Source organism: Candidatus Enterococcus testudinis (assembly GCF_002140915.1).
Lineage (GTDB): Bacteria > Bacillota > Bacilli > Lactobacillales > Enterococcaceae > Enterococcus_D > Enterococcus_D testudinis.
In genome coordinates this window covers 2,349,406-2,376,113 of record NZ_NGKU01000001.1, presented here as the reverse complement: position 1 = coordinate 2,376,113, position 26,708 = coordinate 2,349,406, and the positions used below count along the sequence as shown (strand labels likewise).

At 40.6% G+C, this 26,708-nt stretch carries 26 protein-coding genes, 1 tRNA gene and 1 other RNA gene; 13 read left to right on the top strand and 15 right to left on the bottom strand.

Translation table 11 applies throughout. From position 1 onward, the window contains the following. The first annotated feature begins 2 nt into the window (after positions 1 to 2). Entirely contained in the window at positions 3 to 1,415 is a 1,413-nt protein-coding gene (locus A5886_RS11490) for a glycoside hydrolase family 1 protein (RefSeq protein ID WP_086275259.1), read from the top strand. Positions 1,416 to 1,462: 47 nt separating this feature from the next. Here the strand turns inward: A5886_RS11490 and A5886_RS11485 are convergent, their stop codons facing one another. From A5886_RS11485 to A5886_RS11465, 5 genes are all read right to left on the bottom strand, one after another. Beyond that, complete coding sequence (locus tag A5886_RS11485; protein WP_086275258.1) at positions 1,463 to 2,563, bottom strand: mandelate racemase/muconate lactonizing enzyme family protein; 1,101 nt, start codon at positions 2,561 to 2,563, stop codon at positions 1,463 to 1,465. Between the two features lie 387 nt (positions 2,564 to 2,950). Then, the gene (locus A5886_RS11480) at positions 2,951 to 3,244 is read right to left on the bottom strand and encodes a hypothetical protein (RefSeq protein ID WP_086275257.1); all 294 of its coding nucleotides are present in this window, start codon (positions 3,242 to 3,244) and stop codon (positions 2,951 to 2,953) included. Then, positions 3,237 to 3,491 (bottom strand): prevent-host-death protein, encoded by a 255-nt coding sequence (locus tag A5886_RS11475; protein WP_086275256.1) that lies wholly within the window; start codon positions 3,489 to 3,491, stop codon positions 3,237 to 3,239. The genes A5886_RS11480 and A5886_RS11475 overlap by 8 nt, the downstream gene beginning before the upstream one ends. Before the next feature lie 1,124 nt (positions 3,492 to 4,615). Continuing rightward, positions 4,616 to 4,979: a transfer-messenger RNA gene (gene ssrA, locus A5886_RS11470) on the bottom strand. Positions 4,980 to 5,040: 61 nt separating this feature from the next. After that, a complete protein-coding gene (locus A5886_RS11465; RefSeq protein ID WP_086275255.1) occupies positions 5,041 to 5,811 on the bottom strand; it encodes a Cof-type HAD-IIB family hydrolase in 771 nt (256 codons plus the stop codon). A 145-nt stretch (positions 5,812 to 5,956) separates the two neighbouring features. Between A5886_RS11465 and A5886_RS11460 the strand changes: the two genes are divergently transcribed. The 3 genes from A5886_RS11460 to A5886_RS11450 are packed head-to-tail and all read left to right on the top strand — an operon-like array spanning position 5,957 to position 8,461. After that, a complete protein-coding gene (locus A5886_RS11460; protein ID WP_086275254.1) occupies positions 5,957 to 6,307 on the top strand; it encodes an SdpI family protein in 351 nt (116 codons plus the stop codon). Then, a complete protein-coding gene (locus A5886_RS11455; protein WP_086275253.1) occupies positions 6,288 to 7,001 on the top strand; it encodes a winged helix-turn-helix domain-containing protein in 714 nt (237 codons plus the stop codon). Before A5886_RS11460 ends, A5886_RS11455 begins: the two co-directional genes overlap by 20 nt. Next, a complete protein-coding gene (locus tag A5886_RS11450) occupies positions 7,001 to 8,461 on the top strand; it encodes an ATP-binding protein (RefSeq protein WP_086275252.1) in 1,461 nt (486 codons plus the stop codon). Before A5886_RS11455 ends, A5886_RS11450 begins: the two co-directional genes overlap by 1 nt. Before the next feature lie 102 nt (positions 8,462 to 8,563). Here A5886_RS11450 and A5886_RS11445 read toward each other — a convergent pair whose 3' ends face one another. The 3 genes from A5886_RS11445 to A5886_RS11435 form a co-directional block, all read right to left on the bottom strand. Continuing rightward, the gene (locus A5886_RS11445) at positions 8,564 to 9,037 is read right to left on the bottom strand and encodes a hypothetical protein (RefSeq protein WP_086275251.1); all 474 of its coding nucleotides are present in this window, start codon (positions 9,035 to 9,037) and stop codon (positions 8,564 to 8,566) included. Next, positions 9,016 to 9,753 carry a hypothetical protein gene (locus A5886_RS11440; protein WP_086275250.1) on the bottom strand — a complete coding sequence of 246 codons (738 nt, stop codon included), beginning with the start codon at positions 9,751 to 9,753 and terminating at the stop codon, positions 9,016 to 9,018. The genes A5886_RS11445 and A5886_RS11440 overlap by 22 nt, the downstream gene beginning before the upstream one ends. A gap of 146 nt (positions 9,754 to 9,899) precedes the next feature. After that, the gene (locus A5886_RS11435; protein WP_506511089.1) at positions 9,900 to 12,029 is read right to left on the bottom strand and encodes an LTA synthase family protein; all 2,130 of its coding nucleotides are present in this window, start codon (positions 12,027 to 12,029) and stop codon (positions 9,900 to 9,902) included. Positions 12,030 to 12,227: 198 nt separating this feature from the next. On the opposite strand from A5886_RS11435, the gene A5886_RS11430 reads away from it, so the two are divergent. Genes A5886_RS11430 through ybaK form a run of 3 tightly spaced genes read left to right on the top strand, consistent with a single transcriptional unit; the run spans position 12,228 to position 14,665 of the window. Continuing rightward, positions 12,228 to 13,397 (top strand): class I SAM-dependent rRNA methyltransferase, encoded by a 1,170-nt coding sequence (locus A5886_RS11430; protein ID WP_306297900.1) that lies wholly within the window; start codon positions 12,228 to 12,230, stop codon positions 13,395 to 13,397. Between the two features lie 5 nt (positions 13,398 to 13,402). Further along, the gene (gene aroD / locus A5886_RS11425; protein WP_086275248.1) at positions 13,403 to 14,161 is read left to right on the top strand and encodes a type I 3-dehydroquinate dehydratase; all 759 of its coding nucleotides are present in this window, start codon (positions 13,403 to 13,405) and stop codon (positions 14,159 to 14,161) included. An 18-nt stretch (positions 14,162 to 14,179) separates the two neighbouring features. Beyond that, positions 14,180 to 14,665 carry a Cys-tRNA(Pro) deacylase gene (gene ybaK, locus A5886_RS11420; protein ID WP_086275247.1) on the top strand — a complete coding sequence of 162 codons (486 nt, stop codon included), beginning with the start codon at positions 14,180 to 14,182 and terminating at the stop codon, positions 14,663 to 14,665. 52 nt (positions 14,666 to 14,717) lie between these two features. On the opposite strand, the gene A5886_RS11415 is transcribed toward ybaK, so the two are convergent. Then, entirely contained in the window at positions 14,718 to 15,755 is a 1,038-nt protein-coding gene (locus A5886_RS11415) for a tagatose 1,6-diphosphate aldolase (protein ID WP_086275246.1), read from the bottom strand. A gap of 127 nt (positions 15,756 to 15,882) precedes the next feature. Next, positions 15,883 to 17,142: a BaiN/RdsA family NAD(P)/FAD-dependent oxidoreductase gene (locus A5886_RS11410; RefSeq protein ID WP_086275245.1), complete on the bottom strand. Its 1,260-nt coding sequence runs from the start codon at positions 17,140 to 17,142 to the stop codon at positions 15,883 to 15,885. Positions 17,143 to 17,301: 159 nt separating this feature from the next. On the opposite strand from A5886_RS11410, the gene gdhA reads away from it, so the two are divergent. From gdhA to A5886_RS11395, 3 genes are all read left to right on the top strand, one after another. Then, complete coding sequence (gene gdhA / locus A5886_RS11405) at positions 17,302 to 18,651, top strand: NADP-specific glutamate dehydrogenase (RefSeq protein ID WP_086275244.1); 1,350 nt, start codon at positions 17,302 to 17,304, stop codon at positions 18,649 to 18,651. A gap of 102 nt (positions 18,652 to 18,753) precedes the next feature. After that, a complete protein-coding gene (locus A5886_RS11400) occupies positions 18,754 to 20,100 on the top strand; it encodes a glucose-6-phosphate isomerase (RefSeq protein WP_086275243.1) in 1,347 nt (448 codons plus the stop codon). A gap of 357 nt (positions 20,101 to 20,457) precedes the next feature. After that, positions 20,458 to 20,667 (top strand): hypothetical protein, encoded by a 210-nt coding sequence (locus tag A5886_RS11395; protein WP_086275242.1) that lies wholly within the window; start codon positions 20,458 to 20,460, stop codon positions 20,665 to 20,667. A 41-nt stretch (positions 20,668 to 20,708) separates the two neighbouring features. Here the strand turns inward: A5886_RS11395 and A5886_RS11390 are convergent, their stop codons facing one another. The 4 genes from A5886_RS11390 to A5886_RS11375 form a co-directional block, all read right to left on the bottom strand. Beyond that, positions 20,709 to 22,511, bottom strand: coding sequence for a glycerophosphoryl diester phosphodiesterase membrane domain-containing protein (locus A5886_RS11390; RefSeq protein ID WP_086275241.1), 1,803 nt, complete (start codon positions 22,509 to 22,511; stop codon positions 20,709 to 20,711). 149 nt (positions 22,512 to 22,660) lie between these two features. Further along, on the bottom strand, positions 22,661 to 23,260 hold the full coding sequence (locus tag A5886_RS11385) for a TVP38/TMEM64 family protein (RefSeq protein ID WP_086275240.1): 600 nt from the start codon (positions 23,258 to 23,260) through the stop codon (positions 22,661 to 22,663). Between the two features lie 213 nt (positions 23,261 to 23,473). Further along, positions 23,474 to 23,923, bottom strand: coding sequence for a threonine/serine exporter family protein (locus A5886_RS11380; RefSeq protein WP_086275239.1), 450 nt, complete (start codon positions 23,921 to 23,923; stop codon positions 23,474 to 23,476). Then, entirely contained in the window at positions 23,920 to 24,678 is a 759-nt protein-coding gene (locus tag A5886_RS11375; protein ID WP_086275238.1) for a threonine/serine exporter family protein, read from the bottom strand. The genes A5886_RS11380 and A5886_RS11375 overlap by 4 nt, the downstream gene beginning before the upstream one ends. A gap of 270 nt (positions 24,679 to 24,948) precedes the next feature. Between A5886_RS11375 and A5886_RS11370 the strand changes: the two genes are divergently transcribed. The 3 genes from A5886_RS11370 (at position 24,949) to A5886_RS11360 (ending at position 26,208) form a co-directional block, all read left to right on the top strand. Further along, positions 24,949 to 25,515: a TetR/AcrR family transcriptional regulator gene (locus A5886_RS11370; RefSeq protein ID WP_086275237.1), complete on the top strand. Its 567-nt coding sequence runs from the start codon at positions 24,949 to 24,951 to the stop codon at positions 25,513 to 25,515. A gap of 144 nt (positions 25,516 to 25,659) precedes the next feature. Beyond that, a tRNA-Ser gene (locus tag A5886_RS11365) sits at positions 25,660 to 25,747 on the top strand. A 269-nt stretch (positions 25,748 to 26,016) separates the two neighbouring features. Beyond that, positions 26,017 to 26,208 carry a hypothetical protein gene (locus tag A5886_RS11360; RefSeq protein ID WP_086275236.1) on the top strand — a complete coding sequence of 64 codons (192 nt, stop codon included), beginning with the start codon at positions 26,017 to 26,019 and terminating at the stop codon, positions 26,206 to 26,208. A gap of 95 nt (positions 26,209 to 26,303) precedes the next feature. On the opposite strand, the gene A5886_RS15890 is transcribed toward A5886_RS11360, so the two are convergent. Continuing rightward, entirely contained in the window at positions 26,304 to 26,453 is a 150-nt protein-coding gene (locus tag A5886_RS15890; RefSeq protein WP_162838221.1) for a hypothetical protein, read from the bottom strand. Between the last annotated feature and the right edge of the window lie 255 nt (positions 26,454 to 26,708).

Here is a 26,708-nt window from a genome sequence, read left to right as displayed (position 1 = left end):
ATATGAAGATACCAAACGATTTTATACTAGGTGCTGCATCATCTGCGTGGCAAACAGAGGGGTGGCAAGGCAAGAAAGATGGGCAAGATTCATTTTTGGACAGTTGGTACAAAGAAGAACGGTTTGTATGGCACAATGGCTATGGTCCTGCCGTTGCGACAAACTTTATGGAACAATTTCCTGAAGATATTGCTTTGATGAAAGAGATTCATTTAACCCATTACCGGACTTCAATCAATTGGGCACGATTTTTCACAGATTATGAGAATCTGGTGGTCGATGAAGAATACGCAGCACATATCGATCAAGTCATCGATCAGTTGATCGCGGCTGGAGTTGAACCAATGCTCTGTCTAGAACATTATGAAGTACCTACCTATTTAATGGAAAAATATGACGGCTGGAGTTCTCGAGAAGTCGTTGATTTGTATACCGGCTATGCATCGATTGCCTTTGAACGATATGGCGATCGTGTGAAACACTGGTTTACGTTCAACGAACCAATCGTGGTCCAAACCCGTTGCTATCTAGATGCCATTCGCTGGCCGCATGAACAAAATACGAAGAAATGGATGCAGTGGAATTACCACAAAGCCTTGGCAACAGCACAAGCGGTAGCTGTCTATCATAAACACAAGTATCCCGGTCGGATCGGTTGTGTATTGAATCCAGAAATGGTCTACGCCCGTTCTTCGTCAGAAGCCGATCAAAAAGCCAAAGAGATGTATGATTTGTTCTTTAACCGCGTCTTTTTTGATCCAATGGTCAAAGGTGTTTATTCAGAAGAATTGATTGAGATATGCAAAACCCACGACATTTATTTTGATCCGACGGAAGAAGACTTGCAAATGATCAAAAACAATCCGGTCGATTTTCTAGGCATCAACCAATATTATCCGAAACGGGTGAAAGCACCAAGATATCAATGGCATGAAGACACACCGTTTCACCCAGAGATGTTCTATGAAACCTTTGATTTACCGGGGAAACGCATGAATAATTCTCGCGGCTGGGAAATCTATCCGCAAGTGATGTTGGATATGGCAAACTATCTGACAGAAAATTATGGCGATATCCCATGGTTGATCACTGAGAATGGGATGGGACGTGAAGCAGAAGAGCACTATATGGACGCAAGCGGTCAAGTGCAAGATGATTATCGGATTGCCTTCATCAGCGAGCATCTCTATTGGTTGTTGAAAGCGGTCGAAGCAGGGGCAAATTGTGAAGGGTATATGCTATGGGCCTTTACGGATTGTGTCTCACCAATGAATGCTTTCAAAAATCGCTATGGACTCGTACGGATCGAGTTGAATCAAGCACGTACCCGTTCGCTGAAAAAATCAGCAAGTTGGTATCGTTCATTGATCGATGGCAGGGTCTTGGATTACGAGGAAGAACCATTCATCAAATAGAAAACACGCAGAGCATTCATTTTCGAGAATGTTCTGCGTGTTTATTGTTAGAAAGGTTGTTGATGAGGCGCTAGTTTATCCCAGTCAAATACAACCCCTGTTCCGGCAATCTCTGGTGCAACGGCCATTCCATCCGTTTGATCGATGACCAACGGACGCGTGGTGTATTGATCGATGGGGAAACTATGCATTTCAAGATATCCAGCATTGGGCATAGCGGCTAACAAACTTACATGCAGTTCCTGCATACCATGAGTAGAAACAGATACATTATTGACTTGCGCCAATGCTGCCACTTTCAGCCAGCCAGTAATACCGCCGCAGTTTGAGGCATCTGGTTGTGGAAAATCAACAGCACCATATTTAATCATATGGGCAAATTCAATCGGTGTTCTCAAATTTTCACCACCGGCAACAGCAATCTGACCTTCTCTAGCGATTCGACCGTAGCCTTCATAATCTTCAGGGATCGTCGGCTCTTCTAAGAAAAGAATGTCGTAAGGCGCCATCAGCTTCGCTGCTTTAATGGCTTTTTCGACCGACCAGCTCATATTGGCATCCACCATGAATGTAACATTTGGACCAATCAATTCTCGCACCGCTTTGATCCGGTTGATATCTTCTGCTAAGTTTTTTTGACCTAGTTTGATTTTGACGGCTCGTAAGCCCATATCTAAATATTTTTGGTTATTGGCTAAGAGTTTTTCTAGTGGGAAATTCAAATCGATGGCACCACCGTAACATTTCACTTTATTACTGGTACCACCCAACAATTTGTATAATGGTTCTTGGGCTTTTTGACCGCGGAGATCCCATAAAGCAATATCGCAGGCAGCAATGGCAAAACTTGCCAATCCACCCCGAGCCACGTAATGGATGCCCCAATTCATTTGGTCCCATAAAGATTCAACACAGGCCGGATCTTTGCCCAATAGAATATGTTTCAATTCTTTATCGATTAGTTTGGCAATCGATTCACCGCCAAAGCCTCCTGTGTACGTATAGCCAACCCCTTCACGGCCATCATCTGTCCTGATTTTTACGATAGGCACTTCAAAATGCGTATGCAGCCCATGTTTGGCATCTTCCATAATTTCAGGTAAAGGAATTCGATAGTACAATGTTTCCATCTCAGTAATTTTAGACATAATTATCCTCCTCGGTTTATGTTAACGTGTGCATTTTAATGTTAACGTTTGCATTTATATGATAGCATGTTGCTTTTGGTTTTACAAGAGAGTGTATGATGGAATTGAAATCCCTCTTGAATGTGAAACACAGTAGCAGAAATCATCATATGAATTTTCTGTTGCTGTGTTCTTAAATAATCGGGACTAGTACTTCACATACATGTTGATGGATCATGGATGAAAACAGTTCAAACGAACAAAACTATTTAACAAATGAAAAAAGTGTGCCCCCCTTTGATTTAGAAATGTTTCATCACTTACAAATACTAAGGGTAATATATGACTTTGCGCTAGGGGCATGGTGGGGCCGGATCCTTTTCGTCTCTATTGAAGGATGGTATTCATTCAGTTTGATTTTTCTGGCAACAATCTCAAAACATAGACTTCTAAATCCACGAGTTCATAAGATAAAATATAGCCATCAATCATTTGGTATTTTACATGGGCATCAATACTGATTCTTAAAGATAAATTTGAATAGATTTTTGTAAATGTTTCTAATCTCTTAATAAGAGTAGTAATTTCTTTAACAAAAGCCGGTTCAGTACTTGCATATGTTTCTAAACTCTCCTTAAAGAATATAGCTTCTTTTGTATCTCTATACACTTGCTCTGCAACAATCACAGTAAAGTCAGTCAAATTTAACGCCCAACCGCTCAGCAAATTCATCAGGAGTTGTGCTTTTTTCTGCTTTCAAACTATGAAATCCCTTTTGTAGTTCTTCTAAAAGTCTGACAGTCGCTTTCGTTCTTTCCCATTTGCCATAATCAACTACTGCATATTTTGCAATACCATTTTTGGTTAAAATGACTTGAGAACATTGGAAAACATCACTTAATGTCTGATTATAATATCTCATTTCTGATACAGGAACCATATTTACCATTCGTATACACCTCCGTTTTAAGTATAATTTTACTTAAAATTAGTCTAGCATATGATTTCGGTTCATTAAAACAATATATTTTGTATAGAATGTCAATAGCTGATAGGAAAAAAAGCTTGATAATCGTTGTGAGAACAACAATTACCAGACAGGATTAGAAACACGAGAGAATCTAAGTTGTATTTACACGTGCTTTCTTTAATGATGATTTGGATATTTTCAATAGTCTCGAAAGATTACAAAGAAGTTTTTTACTACGAGAAAACATGATGTATGGTGGTCGTATACTAGTTGGATGCAAGCATAGATAATTATTATACAATCCACCAAATAAAAAATATCCATCCTATATATTATAGAGGGAACCTTACTAATTTTCTTTTTTGATTTTATCAAATATGGTTTTGCCTAGTTCATAAAGTGCTGTTAAAATAGCTATACAAAATAAAACTGCCATATATTGAACGCACAGGCTAATCAAAGATGATATAACTCAAATTCCCAGTCAGCTATTCGACGAAATAAAAAAACTACTCTAAGGGAAGAGTAGTAAAAAATTAGAATTTAATTTTTTGAATCTTTAATACCGTGTTTTACAGCAAGTCTAATGACCCAATATAAACAAAAACCAATGAAAATGTACCAAACTAAACTGAAAAGCCACATTTCAATCACTCCTTTTTTTAAGTATATCATTCAATGTTAAAAGTAGACCATTAAAATTTTAACTATGGTAAAGAGAGGATGTGACAACACAATTATTTCCGCAATCGTCAGCGATAGCAAACAATTGAATGTTCTGCATACGATCAAATCAAATTAAAATAATCTAAAAATAGCACTTAATAGAATACCAGCAAGAAATCCTAGTATAAAAATAATTACCTTTTTTAATTTTGGGTTTTTCATGGAATCGCCTCCTGTGGTGATAATGGTATAAGTAACTAGCTTATTCTCTCTTTCTATCGCTGATAATGAAAGAGACAAGACGCCGATCTGCTAAGTGCAGAGATGTAGATTTGATGTAGATGTTGCTTCAATTCTGTAAAAACAAGTAAAAAGAAAAAGACAGAAACATTGATAAATCAACGTTTCTTGTCTTCGCTTAAAGCCTGTAAAACATATAATGGAGATGGCGGGAGTCGAACCCGCGTCCAAACACATTGCTACCTAAAAATCTACGCTCATAGTCCACTCATTTGAAGGTTCGCGTTACAGCTTGCCGAGTGACAGGCAGTCTGTATTGCTAGTCTGATGATCTCTGTTTGACCTTCCAGACGGAAAGATCAACCGTATCCCACTTAGAATAGGACCCTTACTCGAGCACATGGGCGATGCCGAGAGGATCTACGCTAACTGTTTTTAGGCAGCTAAAGCGTAAGAGTTTTCGTTTTTAGCAGTTATATTTAACTGTAACGTTTTAACGTAGACGTAACCTACGAAGCGCAATTCAGGCTCAACTATGCCTGTCGAATCCGTAACATCCCCCTAATATAGGGGTATCGCTACCAATCATTAGTATACCATAAATTGGCAGCGATGCAAAGGATCAGATCAAGTCAAAGTGTTTCAAGGCATGCACGATGCCGCCTTCAGTATTTTTCAATGTGACAAAGTCAGCCAATTCTTTCAGTTCTTGGATGCCGTTGCCCATGGCAATCTTATGGTCACAAGCTTCTAATAAGGCAAAGTCATTGCTGCCGTCACCGAAGCCGTAAGTTGGAATGTTTTCTAGGCCAAGTAGTTGGACCAATGTTTTGATGCCTGTTCCTTTAGACGTTCCTTTTTTGACAACGTCGATCGAAAATGGGGTATTTCGATAAAAGGTCAGTTCAGGAAAGCGTTCATGGTAGTAGTCATCATTGCCGACACCTAGGACCAAAAGCATATTGACCCGATCATTTTCAAAGTAAAGGGGATCGATTTCAGGTAATGGACTACGTACATAATTATAGGCACCGATCATTTCTTCGGTATAGCCGGTTGCCCGATACCCGCGTTCATTGTAATAACAAAGCTCATCACCATTTTCTTTTGCTGCATCAAGCATTTTACGGCAAAGCGTACTGGAGATTGTATCAGAATAGACTTCTTTTCCATCTATGCGAATGAAGGCACCATTCATGACAATATTCGATGTGATGCCAGCTGCTTCTCTTATGGCATGCACCTCTGTTTCCGTTCTGCCAGTTGCAATGATAGGCAAGACATCATTTGCCCGCAATGCAGCCATCGCTTCAGCGATTTCGGTGGTGATTTGAGAATGTTCATCTAAAAGGGTGCCGTCTAAGTCAAAAAAAGTAAGTGCTTTATAAGTCATATTTACTACTCCTAATCCTCAATTTCATGGTCTACTCACAATCTTACCAAAGATTGAAAAAAAGGCAAACCTTTGTGAATAAATCGTGAAGTTGTTGGTAGATACGCCATTTTCGAGTATACTAAAGTAAGAATGGAGTGGAAGAATGATTTTTTTAGTAATTGGTATCATCTTTTTATTGATCGGGTTGGTTTTTTTCATCTTTCCATCAAAAGAAATCAATTTCATTTACGGGTATCGCTCGTATCTTGCGAAACAAAATGATACGTATTGGCGCTACGCACAGAAAATCAGTAGTCGCTATTTTATCTTATTTGGCACTTTGATGACCATTATTGGCGGTGTATTGAAATGGCAAGCATGGACCAATTTCTTTCTATTAGAAATGATTGCGATCCCTTGGTTTATCGTACCGATTTTTGGCTTGATCGAAGAAGGACTACAACGTTTTGATAAAGAACATAGAGGTGAAGACAATGAATATATTAATGATTGAAGACAATGAATCTGTTTCGGAAATGATGCAAATGTTTTTCTTGAATGAAGGCTGGGAAGCGACCTTCAAGTACGACGGAAAAGAAGGACTTGATGCGTTTGTGGCAGAACCGGACAAGTGGGATATGATCACACTTGATTTGAACTTACCGTCAATGGACGGGATGATGGTGGCAAGAGAAGTACGAAAAATATCGAGTACTGTGCCGATCATTATGCTGACAGCCCGAGATTCAGAAAGTGACCAAGTCATCGGTCTTGAAATGGGCGCGGACGATTATGTAACCAAACCGTTTAGTCCATTGACATTGATTGCACGGATCAAAGCGCTGCACCGAAGAAGTGAAATGGTGGAGAAAACGACCTCTGAACCGTCAGATCATACATTTGATGTTGTGACGGATCACTTCAAGATGAACACAAAAACACGAGAAGCATACTTGAATGACGTAGCAATCGATGGATTAACACCGAAGGAATTTGACTTATTATATACACTGGCTAAAAAACCGCGGCAAGTCTTTTCCCGAGAGCAATTACTGGAACTTGTCTGGGATTACCAATATTTTGGTGATGAGCGGACGGTTGATGCTCATATCAAAAAACTACGACAAAAAATTGAAAAAGTAGGGCCGCAAATTATTCAAACTGTGTGGGGTGTTGGGTACAAATTCGATGATGCAGGTGTTGCCTAATGCGTTATCTGTACCAGCAATTAATCGCTTTTTTTGTAGTGATCTTGGTCATTTTAATGACGATCGGGGTCGCCTTCACACAAATGACCAGACAAACATTGCAGGAAAGAAACTATGAACAACTGATGGGCTATGCGTCATCGGTGGCCAAAATTTCCCAGATCAGCGATACTGATTATTTGCAGCAGAATATGACACGGGATGGTTATTTGCAGTATTCGCTGCAACTCGCAGAAAATATTTTGAGTAATCAGGATATTTCATTTGCTTTTTTTAAGAGTCCTGACGAAGTATTGTATCCAGTCAATGCAACGGATAATGTTGATTTTACGATTTCTGACAGTGACTGGACATCCTTGCAAAGTGGTGCACGCTTGCAAATGACGGCTAGCACAGATTTGTCTGGCGAAAAAGAGTTGACTTCTTATGTGTTGATCCCCTTTTCTGTCAATCGGACAGAGTTTTACGGTGTCATGGTGGTTTCACAATCGGCCAGCAGTATTTTGAATTTGGTCAGCGCCTTTAATCAAAACTTATTCAAAGTCTTCGTGATTTCGATTATCGTATCTTTATTGATCAGTTATCTGTTCGCAACGTTCCAAGTAAGACGTATCAATCGCTTGAAACGTGCCACCAAGGAAATCACCAATGGCAACTTTGATATTGAGTTGCCTGTACACAATCGAGATGAATTCGATGAATTGGCGGAAGACTTCAACACGATGTCCCATTCCTTAAAAGAGTCGCAAGAGGAGATAGAACGACAAGAAGAACGTCGACGTCAGTTTATGGCTGATGCTTCTCACGAGATGCGCACACCCTTAACGACGATCAACGGGTTATTGGAAGGTTTGGAATACAATGCGATTCCAGAAAATCAGAAAGACAATGCGATTCGCTTGATGAAAAATGAAACCAATCGCTTGATTCGTTTGGTCAATGAAAATCTGGATTACGAAAAGATCAGAACCAATCAAATCTCGATGGTTATCAAAAAATTCAATGCCACGGCTACGATTGAGAATCTGTTGACGCAATTAGAAAGCAAAGCGGAGCTTGCGCGAGATGTCCTGATCTTGGATACCAAGGAACCAATCGATGTCTACGCGGACTATGATCGCTTCGTGCAAGTGTTAGTCAATATCTTGCAAAATGCCATTCAATTTACTGAAGATGGTGAAGTCCATGTACGCATCGAAAAGGGCTATTTGGAAACAATCATCGAAATCAGAGACACCGGTATCGGGATGTCAGAAGAACAAGTCAAAAACATTTGGGATCGTTACTATAAAGTCGATCCATCTCGCAAGAACAAACAATTTGGCGAGTCTGGCTTGGGTCTATCCATCGTGGAACAATTGGTTCGTTTGCATAAAGGGAAGATTGCTGTTGAAAGCGAACTAGGACAAGGCACAACGTTCCGTATCTCATTTCCGGATGTTGAATTGGAAGAAGCATAAACAAAAAGATGTGCACATATGGTGGCACATCTTTTTTGTGCTGCTGTTTGATTCGGCAAAAAACGCCACCTTTAGGAAAGAAAGGCGGCGTTGGCAGATTGTTTATAATGTTTTCATATACGGTGTATGGGCAAATCGCTTGTCTTCATGAATCAAAAAGATTTGCAGGCCAAAATGTTTGGCCAACCCTTGGCATAGTGGCAAAAGCAGTTGGATATCGCTGGTCGACAAATTGCTTAACACATGTTCCAGTACAAGCGTCTCTTTTTCTAACAACAATGCTTGCAGCAACTGTATTTGCAGCTCTTCTAGCTGCGTCAATGCGGTGCGTTCTTTCTTGCTGATAGACGGCTCTAAATTCAAAAAAGGGAGGATGTCTTCTATGACAGTCTCTTTTTTTGCGGCCAAAGCCAAATTGTCCTTTAAGGATAGAAAGGGAACTGCTGACCAATGGTTTTTGATTAGAGCAGCATGCTGCTGCGTGACCAGATGTTCCAAATCAGTTAATACAGTCTGATTGTCCTCCAGCACAAAATATAGTCCAGAAGGATACATCAATTGAGTTGATTTTTCCATTGTTTTTTCCTCCAATACAAACAATGACCGCTGACCATTACACAAGTGATACTGGTCACTGCAGCGATTAAAATAAGGATTGCTTGACGGGTACTCTGAAACATGATCGACAACCAGGCTGTGCTGTTCAATTCAACATTTTGGACAAAAATCTGATTGTTTTGGGGAATCGTAATGCCAAACGCATCATTTTGAGAGCTTTGGACACTCTGCCAAATATGACTCGAAGTGTTTTCTCGGTCTAAGACAAAGATATGCCCACTTAACAACTCTTTTTGAAAATAAGGTTGAAAAAGCATCAGCAATGTAAAAGCAGCAATTGCCGCCATCAACAGAGGTACCCACATTTCAATCAGTTGCATCCCCAGCCATTGACGAGAAGATGAACCAGTTGTCAACCACGCGGAATATTCATTGCGCTTATGTAGTTGATAATAAAATTGGAAACCTAAGAGTACCAATATATAGGCCCCAAATAGTAAGTAAAATAAGTGATGATACAGGGTGGTTATCGGCTGTATTTCATTGGTCACTTTAGATTGCAGATCGTCTGTGACCAATACATCTTTGATTTGGTCAAGAACTTGATCCAATGAATCAATCAAGGCAAAGGTTACGATCAAACCGATCATCGCAAAAAAAGAAACGAGTGTATAAAGGACCATTGCTTTTTTATGATAAAACAGACTAGCTATTGCAAATTTTGCGGTTCTCATGTCATTCACCTCATCTTATCTATAGTATAAAAGGGGAGTTTGAATAAAGTATGAAGTTCTTATAGTAAAAAATAGAAAACAACAAATTGGTTGATTTTGTACAAAAAAACACCCACCAATCGCAACTTGGTGGGTGAAAAGAATGATTAATCTTTTGATTCTTTATTGTTTTCAATCATTTCTTCATATTCTTTGTAAGTTTTCGTTTGGTAAAGATCTACGGTTGATTGTCCGCCGTTTTGAGAGAATAGGCTGGTTGACGCATCGCCTAAACTGGATTCTGTATCCAGCAGCTGTTGCAACCCATCTTTGTAGTTGTAACTGTCTGGATCAACTTCTGTCAGACCACTCTTCGCATAGAAGCGCAGCAGATCACCATTGTTGATTTGGTCTGATACGGACAGTTGTTTGTCGACTTTTGCTTTCCAATCGTCTACTTGCTGTTGCAGTTCATCAGAAGGATTGGTGATTGGCATGCCTGTGCTATTGCTGTATAAAGTGCCGCCATAATACGTATATTCAGGCGTTACAAAGTCGCCATCTCTAAAGGCTACCAGTTGTTCATTCTCATCGGAGAACAAGTCTTGTCCCAATTGAATGTAATTCGATGTATCGACACCCAGTAAATGAAGCAACGTTGGCAGTGCATCTACTTGACCACCATAGGTATGATTGATCCCGCCGTTTGTTTGGCCAGGGATATGGATCATATAAGGTACCCGTTGTAAGGAAGCATTGTCATAATTTGTCCAACTACTGCTTGATTTACCCAGCAATTCTGCTAGGTTTTTATTCCGTGAATTTGAGATACCATAGTGGTCACCGTAAAGGACGATCACAGAATTATCATACAAGCCGCTTTCTTTTAGGTAATCAAAGAACTCTTCAACTGCTGTATCTAAGTAGTTGGCAGTTGCAAAGTACCCATTGATTGTTTCATCAGATGTCGTGGCTAATGGGAAACCACCTTCATCATTGGTAAATTCTGAGTAAGGGTAGTGATTGGATACAGCCAAGAATTTGGCATAAAATGGTTGTTGCAAATGCTCTAAATACTGAGCAGATTGTTCAAAGAACGGTTTGTCATGCAACCCGTATTGGAATGAGTTCTCATCTGTGACATCATAATAGGAAGCATCAAAGAAATAATCATAACCAAAACGTTTGTAAGTTTCATTCCGATTCCAGAATGTACCAGTATTACCGTGGAAAACAGCACTCGTGTAGCCTTCTGTTTGCCCTAGAATGTCAGGGGCTGCCTCAAAGGTATTTTTGCCGCCAAGTTGTGTGAACAAGGCACCTTGATTCAAACCGAACAATGAATTTTCGAAAAGTGTTTCGGCATCACTTGTTTTACCGGCTTTGACTTGGTGGAAGAAATTATCGAAACTAAATGTACTGTCACTGTGATATAGACTGTTGATGAATGGCATCACTTCATGCTCGACACCATTTTCATCTTTTAATTTATAATCGATCAGAAATTGCTGGGTACTTTCTAAATGGATATAGATAACATTTTTGCCTTTGGCGATGCCAAACAAGTCATCATTTGGTTCCGCGTAATGCTCTTTGACATAGCTTTCTACTTCGTCCATATCATTGGGACTTGCTTCAGCGCGAACTTGAGAAGCTTGGTAGGTTTGTACGCCGTCATAAACAGTAAAGGCATTGATACCAAGATATTTGACCAGATAATCACGAGAAAATGTCCGTGTGAGTAATTCTGGACGATCGGCTTCAGCCATAAATAAATTGGCCGAGAAGACCATCACTGCCAATGTTGACATGGCAAATGCCATCCGAGCGCGTACGGGACGATCATCCATTTTGATTTTTTTCATAACGAAAGCGGCAATCAAAATGATAAAGTCAATAAAATACAATACATCATAAGGTCTAAAGAGCCGAATCGCACTTTCACCTAAACCGCTGGCTACTTTTCCCGCACCTAACATCGTGTTGATGGTGATGAAATCAGTAAATTCACGATAGTAAGACACGTTAGAAAATAGCAGCAGTGTCATCAAAAAGTAAATCAAGATCATCGTGATATAAGCGGCTTTTGTCCTCCTGACATACAATGCGATGGATAGTAAGAGCAAAGTAGTCGCGATTGGGTTGATAAACAGAATGAAGTACTGAACCGCACTTTCAATCCCAAGGTGGAAATCCACCAGATAAGCAAAGATATTTTTTAACCAAAATAATAGGGCCAATAAAAAGAAAAAGCCCATTCGTGTATTCACCAATGTGGATACTTTATTTTTTTTCAAAGGAATCGTCCTCTCTTTTCCTATATAGACGTCAATGTTGCGATTTTTCATCACTCTACATTCTACTAGCCAGTGTTTCAGGTGTCAAATCTATTCATTTCCCATGAGTGGAATTAAGCATTTCTTTACTTTCAAGAATACAGACAAAGAATCGGCTTTTTGTTATACTTGAGAGAAGAATGAATGGAGCCGATCAATATGAATATATATGTAAACAAAAAAGGGATGGCGAAGTTTCGCAAGCGTCATCCGCTGATCCAAAAAGAAGATCTGCAGCAAGTCAAAGCCACGAACCAGTGGGTCAAGTTTTTAGATCCGCAGCAACATGTGTTGGGTGTTGGCTACATTGGCGAACAAAATAAAGGTATCGGCTGGGTATTGGCATTTGAGGACGCCACGATCGATCAGCCTTTCTTTGAACAGCGTTTCGCCAAAGCTAAAGGGAAACGCAGTCATTTTTATCAAGATGAAACGACCACCGCTTTTCGCGTTTTTAATGGAGAAGGCGATCAAGTTGGTGGATTGACCATTGATCTCTATGCAACGTATGCGGTGTTCTCTTGGTACAACGACACCCTTTACCAACATAAAGACGAAATCGTAGCGGCCTTTCAGACGATTTTCCCGGAAATCATAGGTGCTGCTGAAAAGATCCGTTTTACAGCAGACTTGCCTGAATCACAATGGCTGTTTGGACAAGCCGCACCCGAACCGTTGCTTGTGCTGGAAAATGGCATCACCTATGCGACCTATCTGAATGAAGGTTTGATGACAGGCATCTTCTTAGATCAAAAAGAAGTTCGAGGGCAACTTGTGGCTGGGTTGGTCACTGGCAAAACGTTGTTGAATATGTTCAGTTATACAGGGGCCTTTTCAGTTGCTGCAGCGATGGGCGGTGCAAGTCAGACAACGAGTGTTGATTTAGCCAAACGCAGTTTAGACAAAACGCGGGAACAATTTGCGGTCAATGGGATTGATCCTGAAACCCAAAAGATCCATGTGATGGATGTCTTTGGTTATTTCCAATATGCCAAGAAAAAGCAATTGCGCTTTGATGCCATCGTATTAGATCCACCAAGTTTCGCTCGAAACAAAAAGAAAGTTTTCTCAGTGGCCAAAAACTATGGCGAGCTGGTGACAGATAGTTTGGCGATATTAGAAGATGAGGGCTTATTGATTGCCTCAACAAATGCCGCCAACTTGCCGATCAACAAGTTTCAAGAGTTGATCGAAGAGGCGTTGGAGGCAGCTCAAGTATCCTTTGACTGTGTGGACACGTATCGTTTGCCAGCTGATTTTGCTGTTGATCGCCATTTCAATGAAGGCAATTATCTCAAAGTATTCTTTTATCAAATCCATAAGGAGTGACATTGATGACAATAGAAATTCCGACAATCGAACATAACAAGCGACCGTTGATTTGCGTACCATTGATTGGCAAAACCAACGAAGAGATCATCAAGCAAGCACTAGTTGCGCAAGCGTCCGATGCAGATGTCATCGAATGGCGGGTAGACCACTATAAGCATGTCGCAGACGTGCAAGCAGTCTTAGATGTCCTGTCTCATATTCGCACGACACTGAAATCAAAAGTCTTGCTGTTCACCTTCCGTACCATTGAAGAAGGTGGCCAGCAACCATTGACATTGACTGAATACAAAGCGTTGTGCAAGACTGCGGCGGAGTCAGGATTGATCGATTGGATCGATATTGAATTAGAAAAAGCGGAATTTTTAGGTCGAGGTTTCATTCAAGACATCAAAGCCGCCAAGGTCAAATTGATTTTGAGCAACCACGACTTTGAACGAACACCAGAAGATGCGGTCTTGATTTTGCGTATTGGGATCATGAATCAATTTGGCGCAGATATCGGCAAATTGGCAATGATGCCAAATCACATGCAAGATGTGTTGCGTTTGATGGGAATCATTACCAAAGCCCGCGGCTTTAATCAATTGCCGTTAGCCATCATGTCGATGGGAGACTTAGGAAAAATCAGTCGTGTCAGCGGGTCGTTAACAGGATCCGTGTTTACCTTTGCTTCTTTAGGTGAGGCATCGGCACCCGGTCAAATCCCGGTGGAACACATGCGAAGCTACTTAGATGAGTTTGAGATCAAAAGGGAATCATAGAGACAAAAGAGGGATAATATGGCAAAGAAAATACAAAAAACCAATGCGATCCGCATGGTAGAACAACGCAAAATACAGTATCACGAATACACCTATGCGTGGTCTGAAGATCATTTGGATGCAGCAACAGTCGCACAACAATTGGATGCGCCACAAGCAATCTACAAAACGTTGGTAGCAGTCGGCAACAAGACAGGACCATTGGTAGCAGTCATTCCTGGACAGGGCGCCTTGGATCTAAAGAAAATAGCGAAAGTCAGTCACAATAAAAAAGTCGAGATGCTCCATGTCAAAGAGTTGGAAGAAACAACTGGTTATATTCGAGGCGGTTGTTCACCAATCGGTATGAAGAAATTATTTCCGACATTTGTTGATGCAAGTGCACAAGACCTAAAAGAAATCATTGTTTCGGCAGGCAAACGCGGGTTGCAGATCGGTCTTGCACCAGCAGATTTGATTCAATTGACAAGAGGACAATTTGTCGATATTTTGGCAGCAGAATAAACAAGAGACGCAAAACAAGCTGGCTTGTTTTGCGTCTCTTGTTGTCTGTCTGTTAAACCATTACGTCAAGATCAAAGACCTCGATATTGTCTAACCCGCCATAACATTCATACCAAGGTGTGGCATATTGTTTCAAAATGGCGTTTAATTCCTCAACATTTTCTTTGCCTTGGGTATCTAACCATTCAATCAAAGCCGTGGCCCCTTGTTTCCCGTAGATGTCGACACTATCTCGCCAAGTCGCCCGTCCACCCAGAATACCAGAGAATTTGGCACCGTGGGCTCCGGCAAACGCCAACTCATCTCGGAAGACATTTGCTGGGACGCCAGCACTTAAATAGATAAAGGGACGAGTCGCCGCTTCACTGGCTTCTTTGAAATAATTTGCCGCTTCTTCTTGTGTATAGACCGCTTCTAAGCCTTCTTTTTGAAATCCTTCAACAAGATTGAATTGGACTGGTACTTCCACTTTGAGAATATCGATATGGTATTGATCCTTGGTCAATTCTTGAATCGTACGAATGACCTTGCTTGGTTTGATCTTGGCAAATGCAGGAGAGACCTCATCGGTGATCTCGTCATCATAAACGATAGGTTCCACAAATAGTGGAATATCAGCTGCTTGTGCTTCAGTCCCCAAGCGCTCTAAAAAGGCATGTTTTGTATCCAGAATCTCTTGCGGTTCATCAGGATTATAATAGACCAATACTTTGGCAGCATCGGCCCCTTTTTTGACAAGACGCTGCAATGACTCATTTGGCAAAATCTCAGGTAATCTGCCAGGCGTATTGACGTCATAGCCCGTTTTTTCATAGGATAAAATCAAGCCTGCTTGCGGATTTTTGGCTTCGATTCCCTGAAATCCATATTCTTCATCTAATAAAATACTGCTGACATATTTCGTCAATTCTTGAGAAACCAACTTTTTATATTCGTAGATATGATCCATTGTAAAATTATCTGGACCGGTGGCGGCTTTCATCATCTTCTTCATTGAGCCTCTTTGGTCAATGGCCAATGCGGCAATCACACCATCTTCATTGGCTAATTTTTGCATTTTTTCAAATTTTCCTCTGGATATTCGTTTCATGGCAGATTCACTCCCTACTCTTAGATAGCTTAAGTGTACGCTTTCTTGTATGAATCGCCAACTAATAAGCAAAAGGGCCCAACACATGTGTCAGGTCCTTTTGTGGGGATATATTTTATTGGTGCCGTTAATAGGCAAAGTAACTGGCTGTTTCAGCAGCGTTCTTGCCGGAAACATGGCCGGTACAAAAAGCAGCGGTTATATTAAAACCACCTGTGTAGCCATTGATATCAATCAATTCACCGGCAAAATATAGGCCGTTGATTTTTTTGCTCTCCATTGTTTTGGGATTGATTTCTTTCAAATGGATCCCGCCACCAGTCACAAAAGATTTTTCAATCGGAAAGGTACGTACGATATTGATCTCAAACCCCTTCATCAATGTCGCCAGCGCGATCAATCCGTCTAAAGGAACCTTTTCGGCAATCATCTCACTTAAGCCGAGTCTGTCGATAAAGAACGTCATGAGTCGCTCAGGTAAGAATCCGCTTAGGGCATTGTTCAATTGCTTTTTCGATTGTGCGGCTTCTTGAAGTGATGCGGTCAAAGCAGCAATGGTTTGTTGCGGATAGCTGTCAATGACGACTGATACCGGACCATCTTTTAACGCAATGTTGACAAAGGAAGAACAGCGTAATGCTGCCGGACCAGATACACCGAAATGGGTGAACAACAGGTCCATCGTATGGGTGACCACTGGTTTTCTTTGGGCATTCAAGACCGTCAAATCAATGTCTTGTAAGGAGATGCCTTGCAGTGTGCGTGCTTGAATAAATTCATCCTCTGAGATCAAAGGAGACTCCGTTGGATATAACGGCGTGATCGTGTGGCCGACTTTTTTTGCCATTTTGTACCCATCCCCAGTTGAACCGGTAGAAGGGTATGTGCGGCCACCAGTCGTAAGAATGACACTTGGGGCTGAAAATTCTTCCAACTCCGTCCTGACACCGCGAATTTGCTGACCATCATGGATAAGTTTGGTCACAACGGTATTCGTCAATAATGTGACTTCTTGCTCATTGATTGTGTTTAGTAAGGCTTCCACGATCGTTTTTGATTTATCCGTGACTGGAAACATTCTGCCATGGTCTTCTTCTTTTAAAGCGACCCCTAGATCATTGAAGAAGGTCATAACATCAAAGTTATTAAATTGAGAAAAAGTGCTGTAAAGGAACTTGCCATTTCCCGGTATGTGGGCGACCAAGTCATCCACAGGCCGGTTATTGGTGACGTTACAACGTCCTCCACCAGTCAATAACAGTTTTTTGCCGATTTTTTTATTTTTTTCTATCAATAATACGCGGGCACCTTGTTGCGCCGCCGTGATGGCAGCCATCATGCCGCTCGTACCAGCGCCAACAACGATGACATCGTAGTTTTTGTTCATTTCATTCACCTCTGTTGCATTGTAACATATCCCTTCTGGCAGCAGTAGAGGTAGCCATTAAGCTGGAATTGATAAAAAATTCTGACAATTATAAAAAAAAGCGTGCAATTTCTGAAAATTTCTATAAAATAGAGAATATCTTAAAGGAGGTAATGCACTATGACAACAGCTTCAACGTATGTTCAAGACATTCAAGCGAAAATCCACGAGAAAGACCAACACCAAACGGAATTTCTACAAGCAGTGGATGAATTCTTACCAACAATTGTTCCCTTTTTAGAGGAACATCCAGAATATATTGATTCAAATGTGCTAGGTCTACTGACAGAACCAGAACGCTTCATCCAATTTCGTGTGCCTTGGCAAGACGATCAAGGAAACTGGCAAGTCAACCGTGGCTATCGGATCCAATTCAACTCTGCCATGGGACCTTACAAAGGCGGACTTCGCTTCCATCCAAGTGTCAACTTGAGTATTTTGAAGTTTTTGGCGTTTGAGCAAATCTTCAAAAACAGTTTGACTGGCTTACCCATTGGTGGCGGCAAAGGCGGCAGCGACTTTGATCCTAAAGGCAAATCAGATGGCGAAGTCATGCGTTTCTGTCAAAGTTTCATGACGGAATTATCAAAACACATCGGCCCTGATCTAGATGTGCCAGCAGGCGATATCGGTGTTGGTGGTCGGGAGATCGGCTACTTATTTGGTGCCTACAAACGATTAAAACAATACGATGCAGGTGTATTAACTGGTAAACCCCTTGACTTCTGGGGCAGCAAAAACCGGACGGAAGCAACCGGGTATGGTGCCGTGTATTTTGTGAAGCATCTGTTGAATGACTTAGGAGAAGCATTCACAGGTAAAAAAGCGATTGTTTCCGGCAGTGGCAATGTCGCTATCTATGCCATCGAAAAATTGCAAGAATTAGGTGCAATTCCTGTGACTTGTTCTGACTCCTCAGGTTTTATTTATGACAAAGACGGCATTGATCTGGCTCTATTGAAAGAACTAAAAGAAGTCAAACGGGAACGGTTGACAGCCTATGCTGATGCACGGCCTTCTGCAGAATACCATGATGGGGCTTCTGTATGGGATTTCGAAACCCAAGCAGAACTTGCTTTTCCTTGTGCGACCCAAAATGAAATCAGTTTGGAACAAGCCAAAAAAGCCAAAGCAAATGGCATTCGCGTTGTGTCTGAAGGGGCAAATATGCCAAGCGTGTTAGCAGCGGCTGAGTATTTCATCGAAGAAGGCATCTACTATTGTCCAGGAAAAGCAGCCAATGCTGGTGGTGTAGCTGTATCAGCTTTAGAAATGAGCCAAAATTCACAACGATTGCAATGGGAAAAAGCAGAAGTAGACGAAAAACTAGATGAGATCATGAAAAATATCTATGAATCTTGCCGAGATACTGCTGAAAAATTTGATCAAAAAAATAATTTCATGCTGGGTGCCAATGTGGCAGGCTTCGAAAAAGTTGCTAAAGCAATGTTTGCCCAAGGACTTGTCTAAAAAGACCTAACAGGCGAAAGATAAGGAATGACTTGAAAAATATTGAAAAAAAACGTAAAGTAGGTAATGTATGAAAAACTATTTTTTCAAGGAGGACAAATCATGTCACACATCAAGTTTGACTATTCGAAAGTTGCCCCTTTCGTCAATGAATACGAATTGGGTTACATGCAAAGTCAAGTCACAGCAGCAGACAAACAATTACGAGAAGGAACAGGCGCTGGCAGCGACTTTTTAGGGTGGATCGACCTACCTAAAAATTACGATAAAGATGAATTTGCTCGAATCAAACAAGCAGCAGAAAAAATCCAATCTGACTCTGAAGTATTAGTTGTTATCGGTATTGGTGGTTCATATTTAGGTGCCAAAGCGGCCATCGATTTCTTGAATCATTCTTTCTACAACTTAGTCGGTAAAGAAGAACGTAAAGCACCGCAAATCTTTTTCGCAGGGAATTCAATCTCTTCTACTTATTTAGCAGATTTGATCGATATCATCGGCGAACGTGATTTCTCAGTAAATGTTATCTCTAAATCAGGTACAACGACTGAACCTGCAATTGCATTCCGTGTCTTCAAAGAACGCTTGATCGAAAAATACGGCAAAGAAGAAGCCAACAAACGGATCTACGCAACAACTGATAAAGCCAAAGGGGCTGTGAAAGTTGAAGCAGATGCCGAAAACTGGGAAACATTCGTGATCCCTGATGATATTGGCGGCCGTTTCTCTGTACTGACAGCTGTTGGTTTATTGCCAATTGCCGCTACAGGTGCAGATATCGATGCCTTGATGCAAGGGGCTGCTGATGCAAGTGATGCGTATGCGACAGATGACCTTGAAAAAAATGAAGCTTACCAATATGCAGCAATGCGTAACATCCTTTACCGTAAAGGCAAAGTGACTGAATTGTTGATCAACTACGAACCAGGCATGCAATACTTCTCTGAATGGTGGAAACAATTATTCGGAGAATCTGAAGGGAAAGACCAAAAAGGCATTTATCCTTCAAGTGCCAACTTCTCAACTGATTTGCACTCACTTGGACAATATATTCAAGAAGGTCGCCGAAATATTTTTGAAACAGTCGTGAAAGTGGAAAAACCACGTAAATCGATCACGATTCCTACCCAAGAAGCTGACCTAGATGGTTTAGGCTACTTGCAAGGAAAAGAAGTCGACTTCGTTAATACAAAAGCGTTTGAAGGTACATTATTGGCCCATACAGATGGCGATGTACCAAACCTATTGGTGAAAATCCCAACGATGGATGCTTATACATTAGGCTATACAATGTATTTCTTTGAAATCGCAGTTGCAATCTCTGGCTACTTGAATGGCGTTAATCCATTTGACCAACCAGGGGTAGAAGCGTACAAGAAAAACATGTTCGCCTTACTTGGCAAACCAGGTTTTGAAGATCTTGCCAAAGAATTGAACGAACGTCTATAAGCGTAAAGCTGAAAAAGTCCTGTTATCACACATCAACGTGTGTGATAACAGGACTTTTTTTTATAAATATCAGTGATTTTCTTTTAGCCCGAATAGCAATGCAGCGGACAACAATAAAATGACGACTGTTTGTACGATTGGCATGATGACCACTCCTCGATTGATTTCCTTCAGTATAATACATGGGCTAAACAATTTCACGAACAGCAGCGAGAGACATAGCGAACGAATTTGTCACCCAATTGTCATGGAAAATAGCCAAAATAAAAAAATACTTTTTTTGTTTAAAAAGCGTTTTCATTTGTGCGTTTATTTGTTATTATATCCATATGAAAAAAGATTTTTTGAGGTGAGCATATGGAACAAATCGAAATTGGCCAAACTTACTATTGTCATCCCGTAGGTACGAAGAAACAAGTCATCGGCGTCGTGGAAAAGTTATATTTGAACACTGCGTTGGTTGTTGTCACAGCTTGTGAAGAAGAAGACAAAACCTTGGTTTTTGAGAGCAATCACCGCATGATCGTGACCTTTACTAACATCCATGCTGCGGTTCATGCGGCATAAAAAACAGCTGATGCAAATGCGCATCAGCTGTTTTTTATGCTTTATCCAACACCGATCACGAAGTTCAGCAGTTTATCGGAATAGGTCATCTCATCTATATTGATATTGACTTCCTGATTCAAAATCTCCATCTGGTCAGTAATGATCCCATCTGCACCATAGAAACGCATGCGACTGATCGCGTCAGCGTCATTAGGTGTCCAAACAAAGACATCTTTGTCATCTGCTTTGGCGGAGGCGATGAAGTTACGATTGATGGTACTAAACTCCATGGTCAAAAAGTCAGCGCTGGTAATCGGCGGGCCAATGATATTGAATGGCATGATATAGCCAGTCACCAATGTTGGTGCTTGTGTTTTCAATTCTTCGACAACATTATACGTGAGACTTTGCATGATATGCCCATTGGCAATCAAGTCTTCTTGATATTGATTCAAGAAATTTTGAACCAAAGTGTCAACGCCTTTTTTTTGTGTTTTGATTTCTACCAACAGTTTTTGATCAAGTTGATTGGCCAAATCTAAATAGGCATCAAATGTTGGAATCTCAGCTGTTTCTCCGTTCTCAGAGACAGTCAATGACTGGGCATAGGCCAAGGTGGATTGTTCTGGTTTTCCTTTGGCACCAGTCAATGGTGGAAACGTAAAGTCATGATATACGATAAACGCACCATCGCTGGTTTGTTGCACATCCATTTCGACATAATCAGGATGATAGGTTTCACTCGTCAAACGCAATGCTTCAAGCGAGTTTTGCACCCCTTTTCCATTACTTACGCCGCGATGAGAAATCGTAAGCGGCTGGGCACGAACGGCAGAGGTCAGGTAGTTCATGTTGTATAGGCTAACGCCAACACCAAACAGCACCGTGATAAAGGTGAATAAGAATCCTTCGAATCCCAAAAACTTTTTTGAGGCAATTGATTCTTGACGAAAACTTGCAGGAATCGCAGGCAGAAATCCTTCATCATCCATGAAATCAACGATAATATAAAAAATAGCCACTGTCGATAATATAATGTTCAGCAACAAAATAAATTGCAGAAAAGTCATAATGAACACAGCACTATACAATGAAGCACTCTGGAAAAAGCGTTCAATCAATGCTTGCAAAGAAATCAGCAGTGTGAAGCCAATAGACGAAAGCAAGAGAATGCTGCCACCAATAAAGACAAATTGACCGACGATTGCAAAGAATCGGCGTTTGGTGACTTGTAAGCTTTCGCGAATCGCCTGACGAAAGGGCAGATCCCGCAAAATCATTTCCGGCAAAGCGAAAATAACGCGAATACCCAGATAAATCAGCAATACATAAACTAGCAATACCGCACCGATGATGACGACTCGATTGGCAAAGATAAAGTCCATGATAAACGCTGGAATCTTGATTTTAGCAAGGAGATCAGAGTTGAAACTCAAACCACCGATCGGCAAAACCAAGAGAAAATAAAACAAGAAGAACAAGAAGGTCATTGGTCTCAATTTCTTGATCTGCAAGAGTGTCATTCGCAACAATTGTTTCAAACTGATCGGCTGTTGTTTCTTAATAAAATAAACACTCAGCAAAAGAAAGGTAAACTCGAAGAAGACTGCGACCAAGATCAATAGCAAGATTACTGTCAAAGAAAAGAGCACCATCGGATGATCGGTGAAAATACTGCCGATATTGTCAAAGGATAAGTAAGGGAATCCACCACGCTTTAGGACAAACTTTGTTGAAGCAGAAAGAATAGGAATCACCAAAAATAAGAGAGCCCCGTGCATCAACAGCACATCGCGAAAATAAGCATCGCTGGACCGGAGAAAATCCCATGTATTGATCAAACTGTTTTTTAGATAGTTCATGCGCCACATCCTAACAAAAGTTGTTGTCATTTAGTATATAACATTTGGACATAAAAAAGAACCAACGGTGAGGAAAGAACAAGACAAGCCCAAAAGAAGTTGAGTACTTGCGATCGTTCCTCACAGTTGATTCCTAAAAAAGGGTGGGATCAACCCCCCAATAAACCGGTCAAGAAAGTACCACCATAAATCAATGCCATGCTGTATAAGAAAATGGAAATTGGTTTTGCCAGTAAAATGATCAAGGTAAATTTTTTCACAGAAATGTTGGTCAAACCAGCCATTAAACAAAGCGCGTCATCTGGTGCCACAGGCAAGAAGATTGCTACGGCGAACAGCTTTTCAAATCGGCTTTGGTTGTCTAACCAGCCGATATATTTATCATATGTTTTGTCACTGATCATACTGAGAATAAATGGTTTGCCATATCGGCGGCCAAGTAAAAAGATGATGACAGAACCGATACAAATGCCCACATAGTTATACACAAACCCCATATATGGACCAAAGATCAAGACACCGGCAGCACTTGAAATACCTCCGGGAATGATTGGAACAACGACTTGCAATATTTGCAAACATATAAAAATGATTGGTCCTAGTATGACTGAGTGGCCAACCAATCCTCTTAACGCATTGATATCTTTAAAGACACCAAGATTGATAAAATATATCGTCAATGCAATCGATAAACCTAAACCAATGATTGAGATCATGTTAATGATTCGACGAGAAGTTGCGACACTCACAGGACTTCATCTCCTTTATGTTTCATTAATTTCACTATAATGGGTGAGAACAAAAAAAGCTAGTAAAACAAATGACATTTATCAAACAGTTTTGTAAGTTCTGTCATGATTATAAAAGAAAGCCTGTTTGAATGCATTGTACTAAAGGCTGAAATAATAAAAAATTATTATTTGAAGTCATTTCTTAGTCAAATCATAAACTTCTTCCATCCTTCAAGATGAGTGTGTTTGTTTGGTTTGCCAATGTATCACGAGTTTTTCAACAACATTCGTCATCATAAACCCGCCTGCAATAGCACCTGCCGTGATCACAACGACCATTAAATTTTCTAGGCCGACAAAATTATCTCCCAGCGCAAATTCTCTCACCGCTTTATAGGCTGGTCCCCCCGGTACCAAAGGCACTAAGCTTGGGATGTTGAAGATGATCATGGGCATCTTTTTCCTTCTCGAAAAAAAAATGCTGACACAGCCGACAGCGAAGGCTGCCAAAAAATTCGCGCTGCCGATACCGTAACCATTTTGTTGCAATCCCCAAAAAATCATCCAGCCAATCGTTCCAGCGACACCTGTAGCCAATAATGCCCGTTTAGGAATATTGGTCAATACACCAAAGGCAAGGGTACTAATGAAACTAAAGGCTATTTGGATCAAAAGTGTCATGAGATCCCTCCTACCAATGTAAAGATGGTGGCAATACCCACACCGATTGCTGCCGCCGTAAAGATTGCTTCAGTGCCTCTAGCCATCCCACTGATCAAATGGCCCGCAAGAATATCACGAAATGAGTTGGTGATCGCCACCCCGGGAACCAAAGGCATGACAGCCCCAATGATCAAATTATCGACATTGTTTGCCAGCTGCAGTTGTACGGCAAGAATCGCCAAACTGCCAATCACCAATGAAGCACAGAACATGTCCAAAAAACGGATATCAATCTTCTTTTTGACCCATATGGCTATCAAGAAACCGATACTACCAATCAAAAAAGTCGGAACAAAGTCAAACCAGCGACCACCGAAAATGATCATCAAGGTACTGCTGACGATTCCGGCACTCAAGACTTGAAGGGGGAAGGAGAAGCTTGGTGTTGTCTGGTTGACCTCTTTCAGTGCATCATGCAATGCAGAAAGCGACAACTCCTTGGCTGCATATTCTCGCGACAAGCGGTTGACTGCGACGATTTTTTCTAAGTTGATCACACGATCATGGACATTTTCAACTTGCGCATAGTGGCTGCTGCGCAATCCCATAAAAATACCAGTGGCAGTGACATAGCTAATACTGCCTGCTTCACCCGTATTGGCAGCGATACGATTCATCGTGTCTTCCACCCGGTAAACTTCTGAACCATTTTCCATCATGATTTTTCCCGCTAAGAGGCAGGTTTCCAGCAATAATTCTTTTGATTCCACCATCACTAAGCTCCTTTATGACTCGTTTGCTATGAGTATCTTTTGTCTAAGTGTACAGCTTCTTTTCTATTTGAACAAGAATCAAAAATAACTTTCAGCCAATCAAAAAAACGTCAATACAGGGATGGTCGTATACGTTTTGTCTTTTTTTTCATTGATTGACGCAAAAAAAATGCTTCCTGCTGATAAATAAGATAACTAATGGTGTGTTTCATTTTAAATATTTCTCTTTCTCATGTACAATTAAATAAAGAGAAAAAGGGGGATTTTTTGATGCGAAGGAAGGTCTATACAAGAGAACACATTTTGAAGGCCGCGTACGAATTGATCAATAAAGAAGGATTCGGCAATTTTACGGCTCGAAACATCGCGAAACACATGGGAATTTCTACACAACCAATCTATTTGGAGTTCAACAATATGCAGGACTTGAAGAACACATTGGTTGAAGCTGTTTTCAAAGATTTATCGGAAAATGTTTTTCCAGTTGTCAGAACTGGGGACAAGCTTGTTGATTTAGGTCTGAATTATATCCGTTTCGCTCAAGAAAAACACAATTTATACATCGCCCTTTTTATCGACGATTATGGCGGCGGAGAAATGATGCATGAATTCTCATCAGAATATTTCAAAACATTGGTCCAATCGGAAGATAAGTATCATGATTTATCTGGAGATACGGTAGAAGCGTTACACAATGGTGCGTGGATCGTAGTGACAGGTTTGGCTTCTTTGATGTCAGCAGGTATCATTGCACCCTCAGATGAACAGATCATTAAAGTAATCAATGAAACGATTCAAGGTGTCCTAGCTAAAAAGGATACATATATTTTTAATTAACCAATGACGAGTGATTGCCGTTATCTGTTTTGCTGTGGTGGGAGATGGGTGACGGTTTCTTGCTGTTCTGAAGACCAAGACGATATATATTTTTTAGAAAATACCCTTGACTTTTTTTGTGAAAATAGCGAAAATAACTGTTATGGAGAGTTGGCAGAGTGGTAATGCAGCGGACTCGAAATCCGCCGACCCGGTTCATCCCGGCGCGCAGGTTCAAATCCTGTACTCTCCTTATATGTGATGATATGAGTGTTAAAAATCCTTTTCTGACAATGATTATAGGGTTTTAACACTCTTTCTTTTTTTGAAAGTTGTTACTATTTTTCAAGTAGGTCGGACATAGTGTTTATTACGCTTAAAACGCTGAATACTATGGTCACAATATGGTAAGCGCTTTAAAACAATCGAAGGGTCATTCTGCATTTGGTAAAATCTATCAATAAATAAGAAACACTATATTTCATCATTCGTTAGAGCGGTTCAATAAAAGGAGAAAGAGCGATGCCTGAATATGAAAAAGATCACATCATGCGTGTCACCAAAACAGCGGTTAAAGGGTTGAATGTATTTCTGAAAGCTGAGTCTGTAGATGCAATCATGCATATTGATGAAGCTGAGACAGGGAAGAAAAAAGATCGTCATGTAGTTGAAGACGGGGCAGCAAAAGACCAAAGTGAGGATTTAGATAACTAGAAAAACGTAAGCCAATAAAACACAAGAAAGCACCTGCTAATCAGTTTAGCGGGTGCTTTCAGTACGAATCGTTTTCCTTCATTTGGATGAACTCCTTATGCAGTTTTATTCAATTCTTGTACAGCTTGTTCGATTGTAATACCTGTAGCAAAGTGATTCGCATTTTTCTTGTCAAAGACAATAAATAGATTCAACTTTGTATCAAGTGTTACCCGATATTGCATATCTGTGTTATAGAATGTCATTTGTCATTCTCCTTTCTTAATCGTTGAAACGAAAGGCAACGGTTAGTTGATAACGAAATTCCATTATCAGAATAGCACCTTTTTTTGGTTTCGTCCAATCAAAACTTGATAAGACCATCATTGATAAATTAATTCTTAAGAATTTGTTCACATTTGTCCTTAGACAAGATAACAATTTTGTAAGAAAGAAAAAACAGTGTGAAGCAAAAGGCTTCTCTGACAGCTTTTTATTGATTTTTATTTTTAGTGTAAATT

Excerpts from the sequence above, each read along its gene's own strand:
- A5886_RS11400 (WP_086275243.1), top strand. The coding sequence starts at position 18,754 with ATGTCACACATCAAGTTTGACTATTCGAAAGTTGCCCCTTTCGTCAAT.
- A5886_RS11485 (WP_086275258.1), bottom strand. The coding sequence starts at position 2,563 with ATGTCTAAAATTACTGAGATGGAAACATTGTACTATCGAATTCCTTTA.
- A5886_RS11375 (WP_086275238.1), bottom strand. The coding sequence starts at position 24,678 with ATGGTGGAATCAAAAGAATTATTGCTGGAAACCTGCCTCTTAGCGGGA.
- A5886_RS11450 (WP_086275252.1), top strand. The coding sequence starts at position 7,001 with ATGCGTTATCTGTACCAGCAATTAATCGCTTTTTTTGTAGTGATCTTG.
- gdhA (WP_086275244.1), top strand. The coding sequence starts at position 17,302 with ATGACAACAGCTTCAACGTATGTTCAAGACATTCAAGCGAAAATCCAC.
- A5886_RS11445 (WP_086275251.1), bottom strand. The coding sequence starts at position 9,037 with ATGGAAAAATCAACTCAATTGATGTATCCTTCTGGACTATATTTTGTG.
- A5886_RS11395 (WP_086275242.1), top strand. The coding sequence starts at position 20,458 with ATGGAACAAATCGAAATTGGCCAAACTTACTATTGTCATCCCGTAGGT.
- A5886_RS11390 (WP_086275241.1), bottom strand. The coding sequence starts at position 22,511 with ATGAACTATCTAAAAAACAGTTTGATCAATACATGGGATTTTCTCCGG.
- A5886_RS11410 (WP_086275245.1), bottom strand. The coding sequence starts at position 17,142 with ATGAACAAAAACTACGATGTCATCGTTGTTGGCGCTGGTACGAGCGGC.
- A5886_RS11430 (WP_306297900.1), top strand. The coding sequence starts at position 12,228 with ATGAATATATATGTAAACAAAAAAGGGATGGCGAAGTTTCGCAAGCGT.
- A5886_RS11455 (WP_086275253.1), top strand. The coding sequence starts at position 6,288 with ATGAATATATTAATGATTGAAGACAATGAATCTGTTTCGGAAATGATG.
- A5886_RS11460 (WP_086275254.1), top strand. The coding sequence starts at position 5,957 with ATGATTTTTTTAGTAATTGGTATCATCTTTTTATTGATCGGGTTGGTT.
- A5886_RS11380 (WP_086275239.1), bottom strand. The coding sequence starts at position 23,923 with ATGACACTTTTGATCCAAATAGCCTTTAGTTTCATTAGTACCCTTGCC.
- A5886_RS11490 (WP_086275259.1), top strand. The coding sequence starts at position 3 with ATGAAGATACCAAACGATTTTATACTAGGTGCTGCATCATCTGCGTGG.
- A5886_RS11370 (WP_086275237.1), top strand. The coding sequence starts at position 24,949 with ATGCGAAGGAAGGTCTATACAAGAGAACACATTTTGAAGGCCGCGTAC.
- A5886_RS11440 (WP_086275250.1), bottom strand. The coding sequence starts at position 9,753 with ATGAGAACCGCAAAATTTGCAATAGCTAGTCTGTTTTATCATAAAAAA.
- A5886_RS11475 (WP_086275256.1), bottom strand. The coding sequence starts at position 3,491 with ATGGTAAATATGGTTCCTGTATCAGAAATGAGATATTATAATCAGACA.
- aroD (WP_086275248.1), top strand. The coding sequence starts at position 13,403 with ATGACAATAGAAATTCCGACAATCGAACATAACAAGCGACCGTTGATT.
- A5886_RS11415 (WP_086275246.1), bottom strand. The coding sequence starts at position 15,755 with ATGAAACGAATATCCAGAGGAAAATTTGAAAAAATGCAAAAATTAGCC.
- A5886_RS15890 (WP_162838221.1), bottom strand. The coding sequence starts at position 26,453 with ATGACATTCTATAACACAGATATGCAATATCGGGTAACACTTGATACA.
- A5886_RS11360 (WP_086275236.1), top strand. The coding sequence starts at position 26,017 with ATGCCTGAATATGAAAAAGATCACATCATGCGTGTCACCAAAACAGCG.
- A5886_RS11465 (WP_086275255.1), bottom strand. The coding sequence starts at position 5,811 with ATGACTTATAAAGCACTTACTTTTTTTGACTTAGACGGCACCCTTTTA.
- ybaK (WP_086275247.1), top strand. The coding sequence starts at position 14,180 with ATGGCAAAGAAAATACAAAAAACCAATGCGATCCGCATGGTAGAACAA.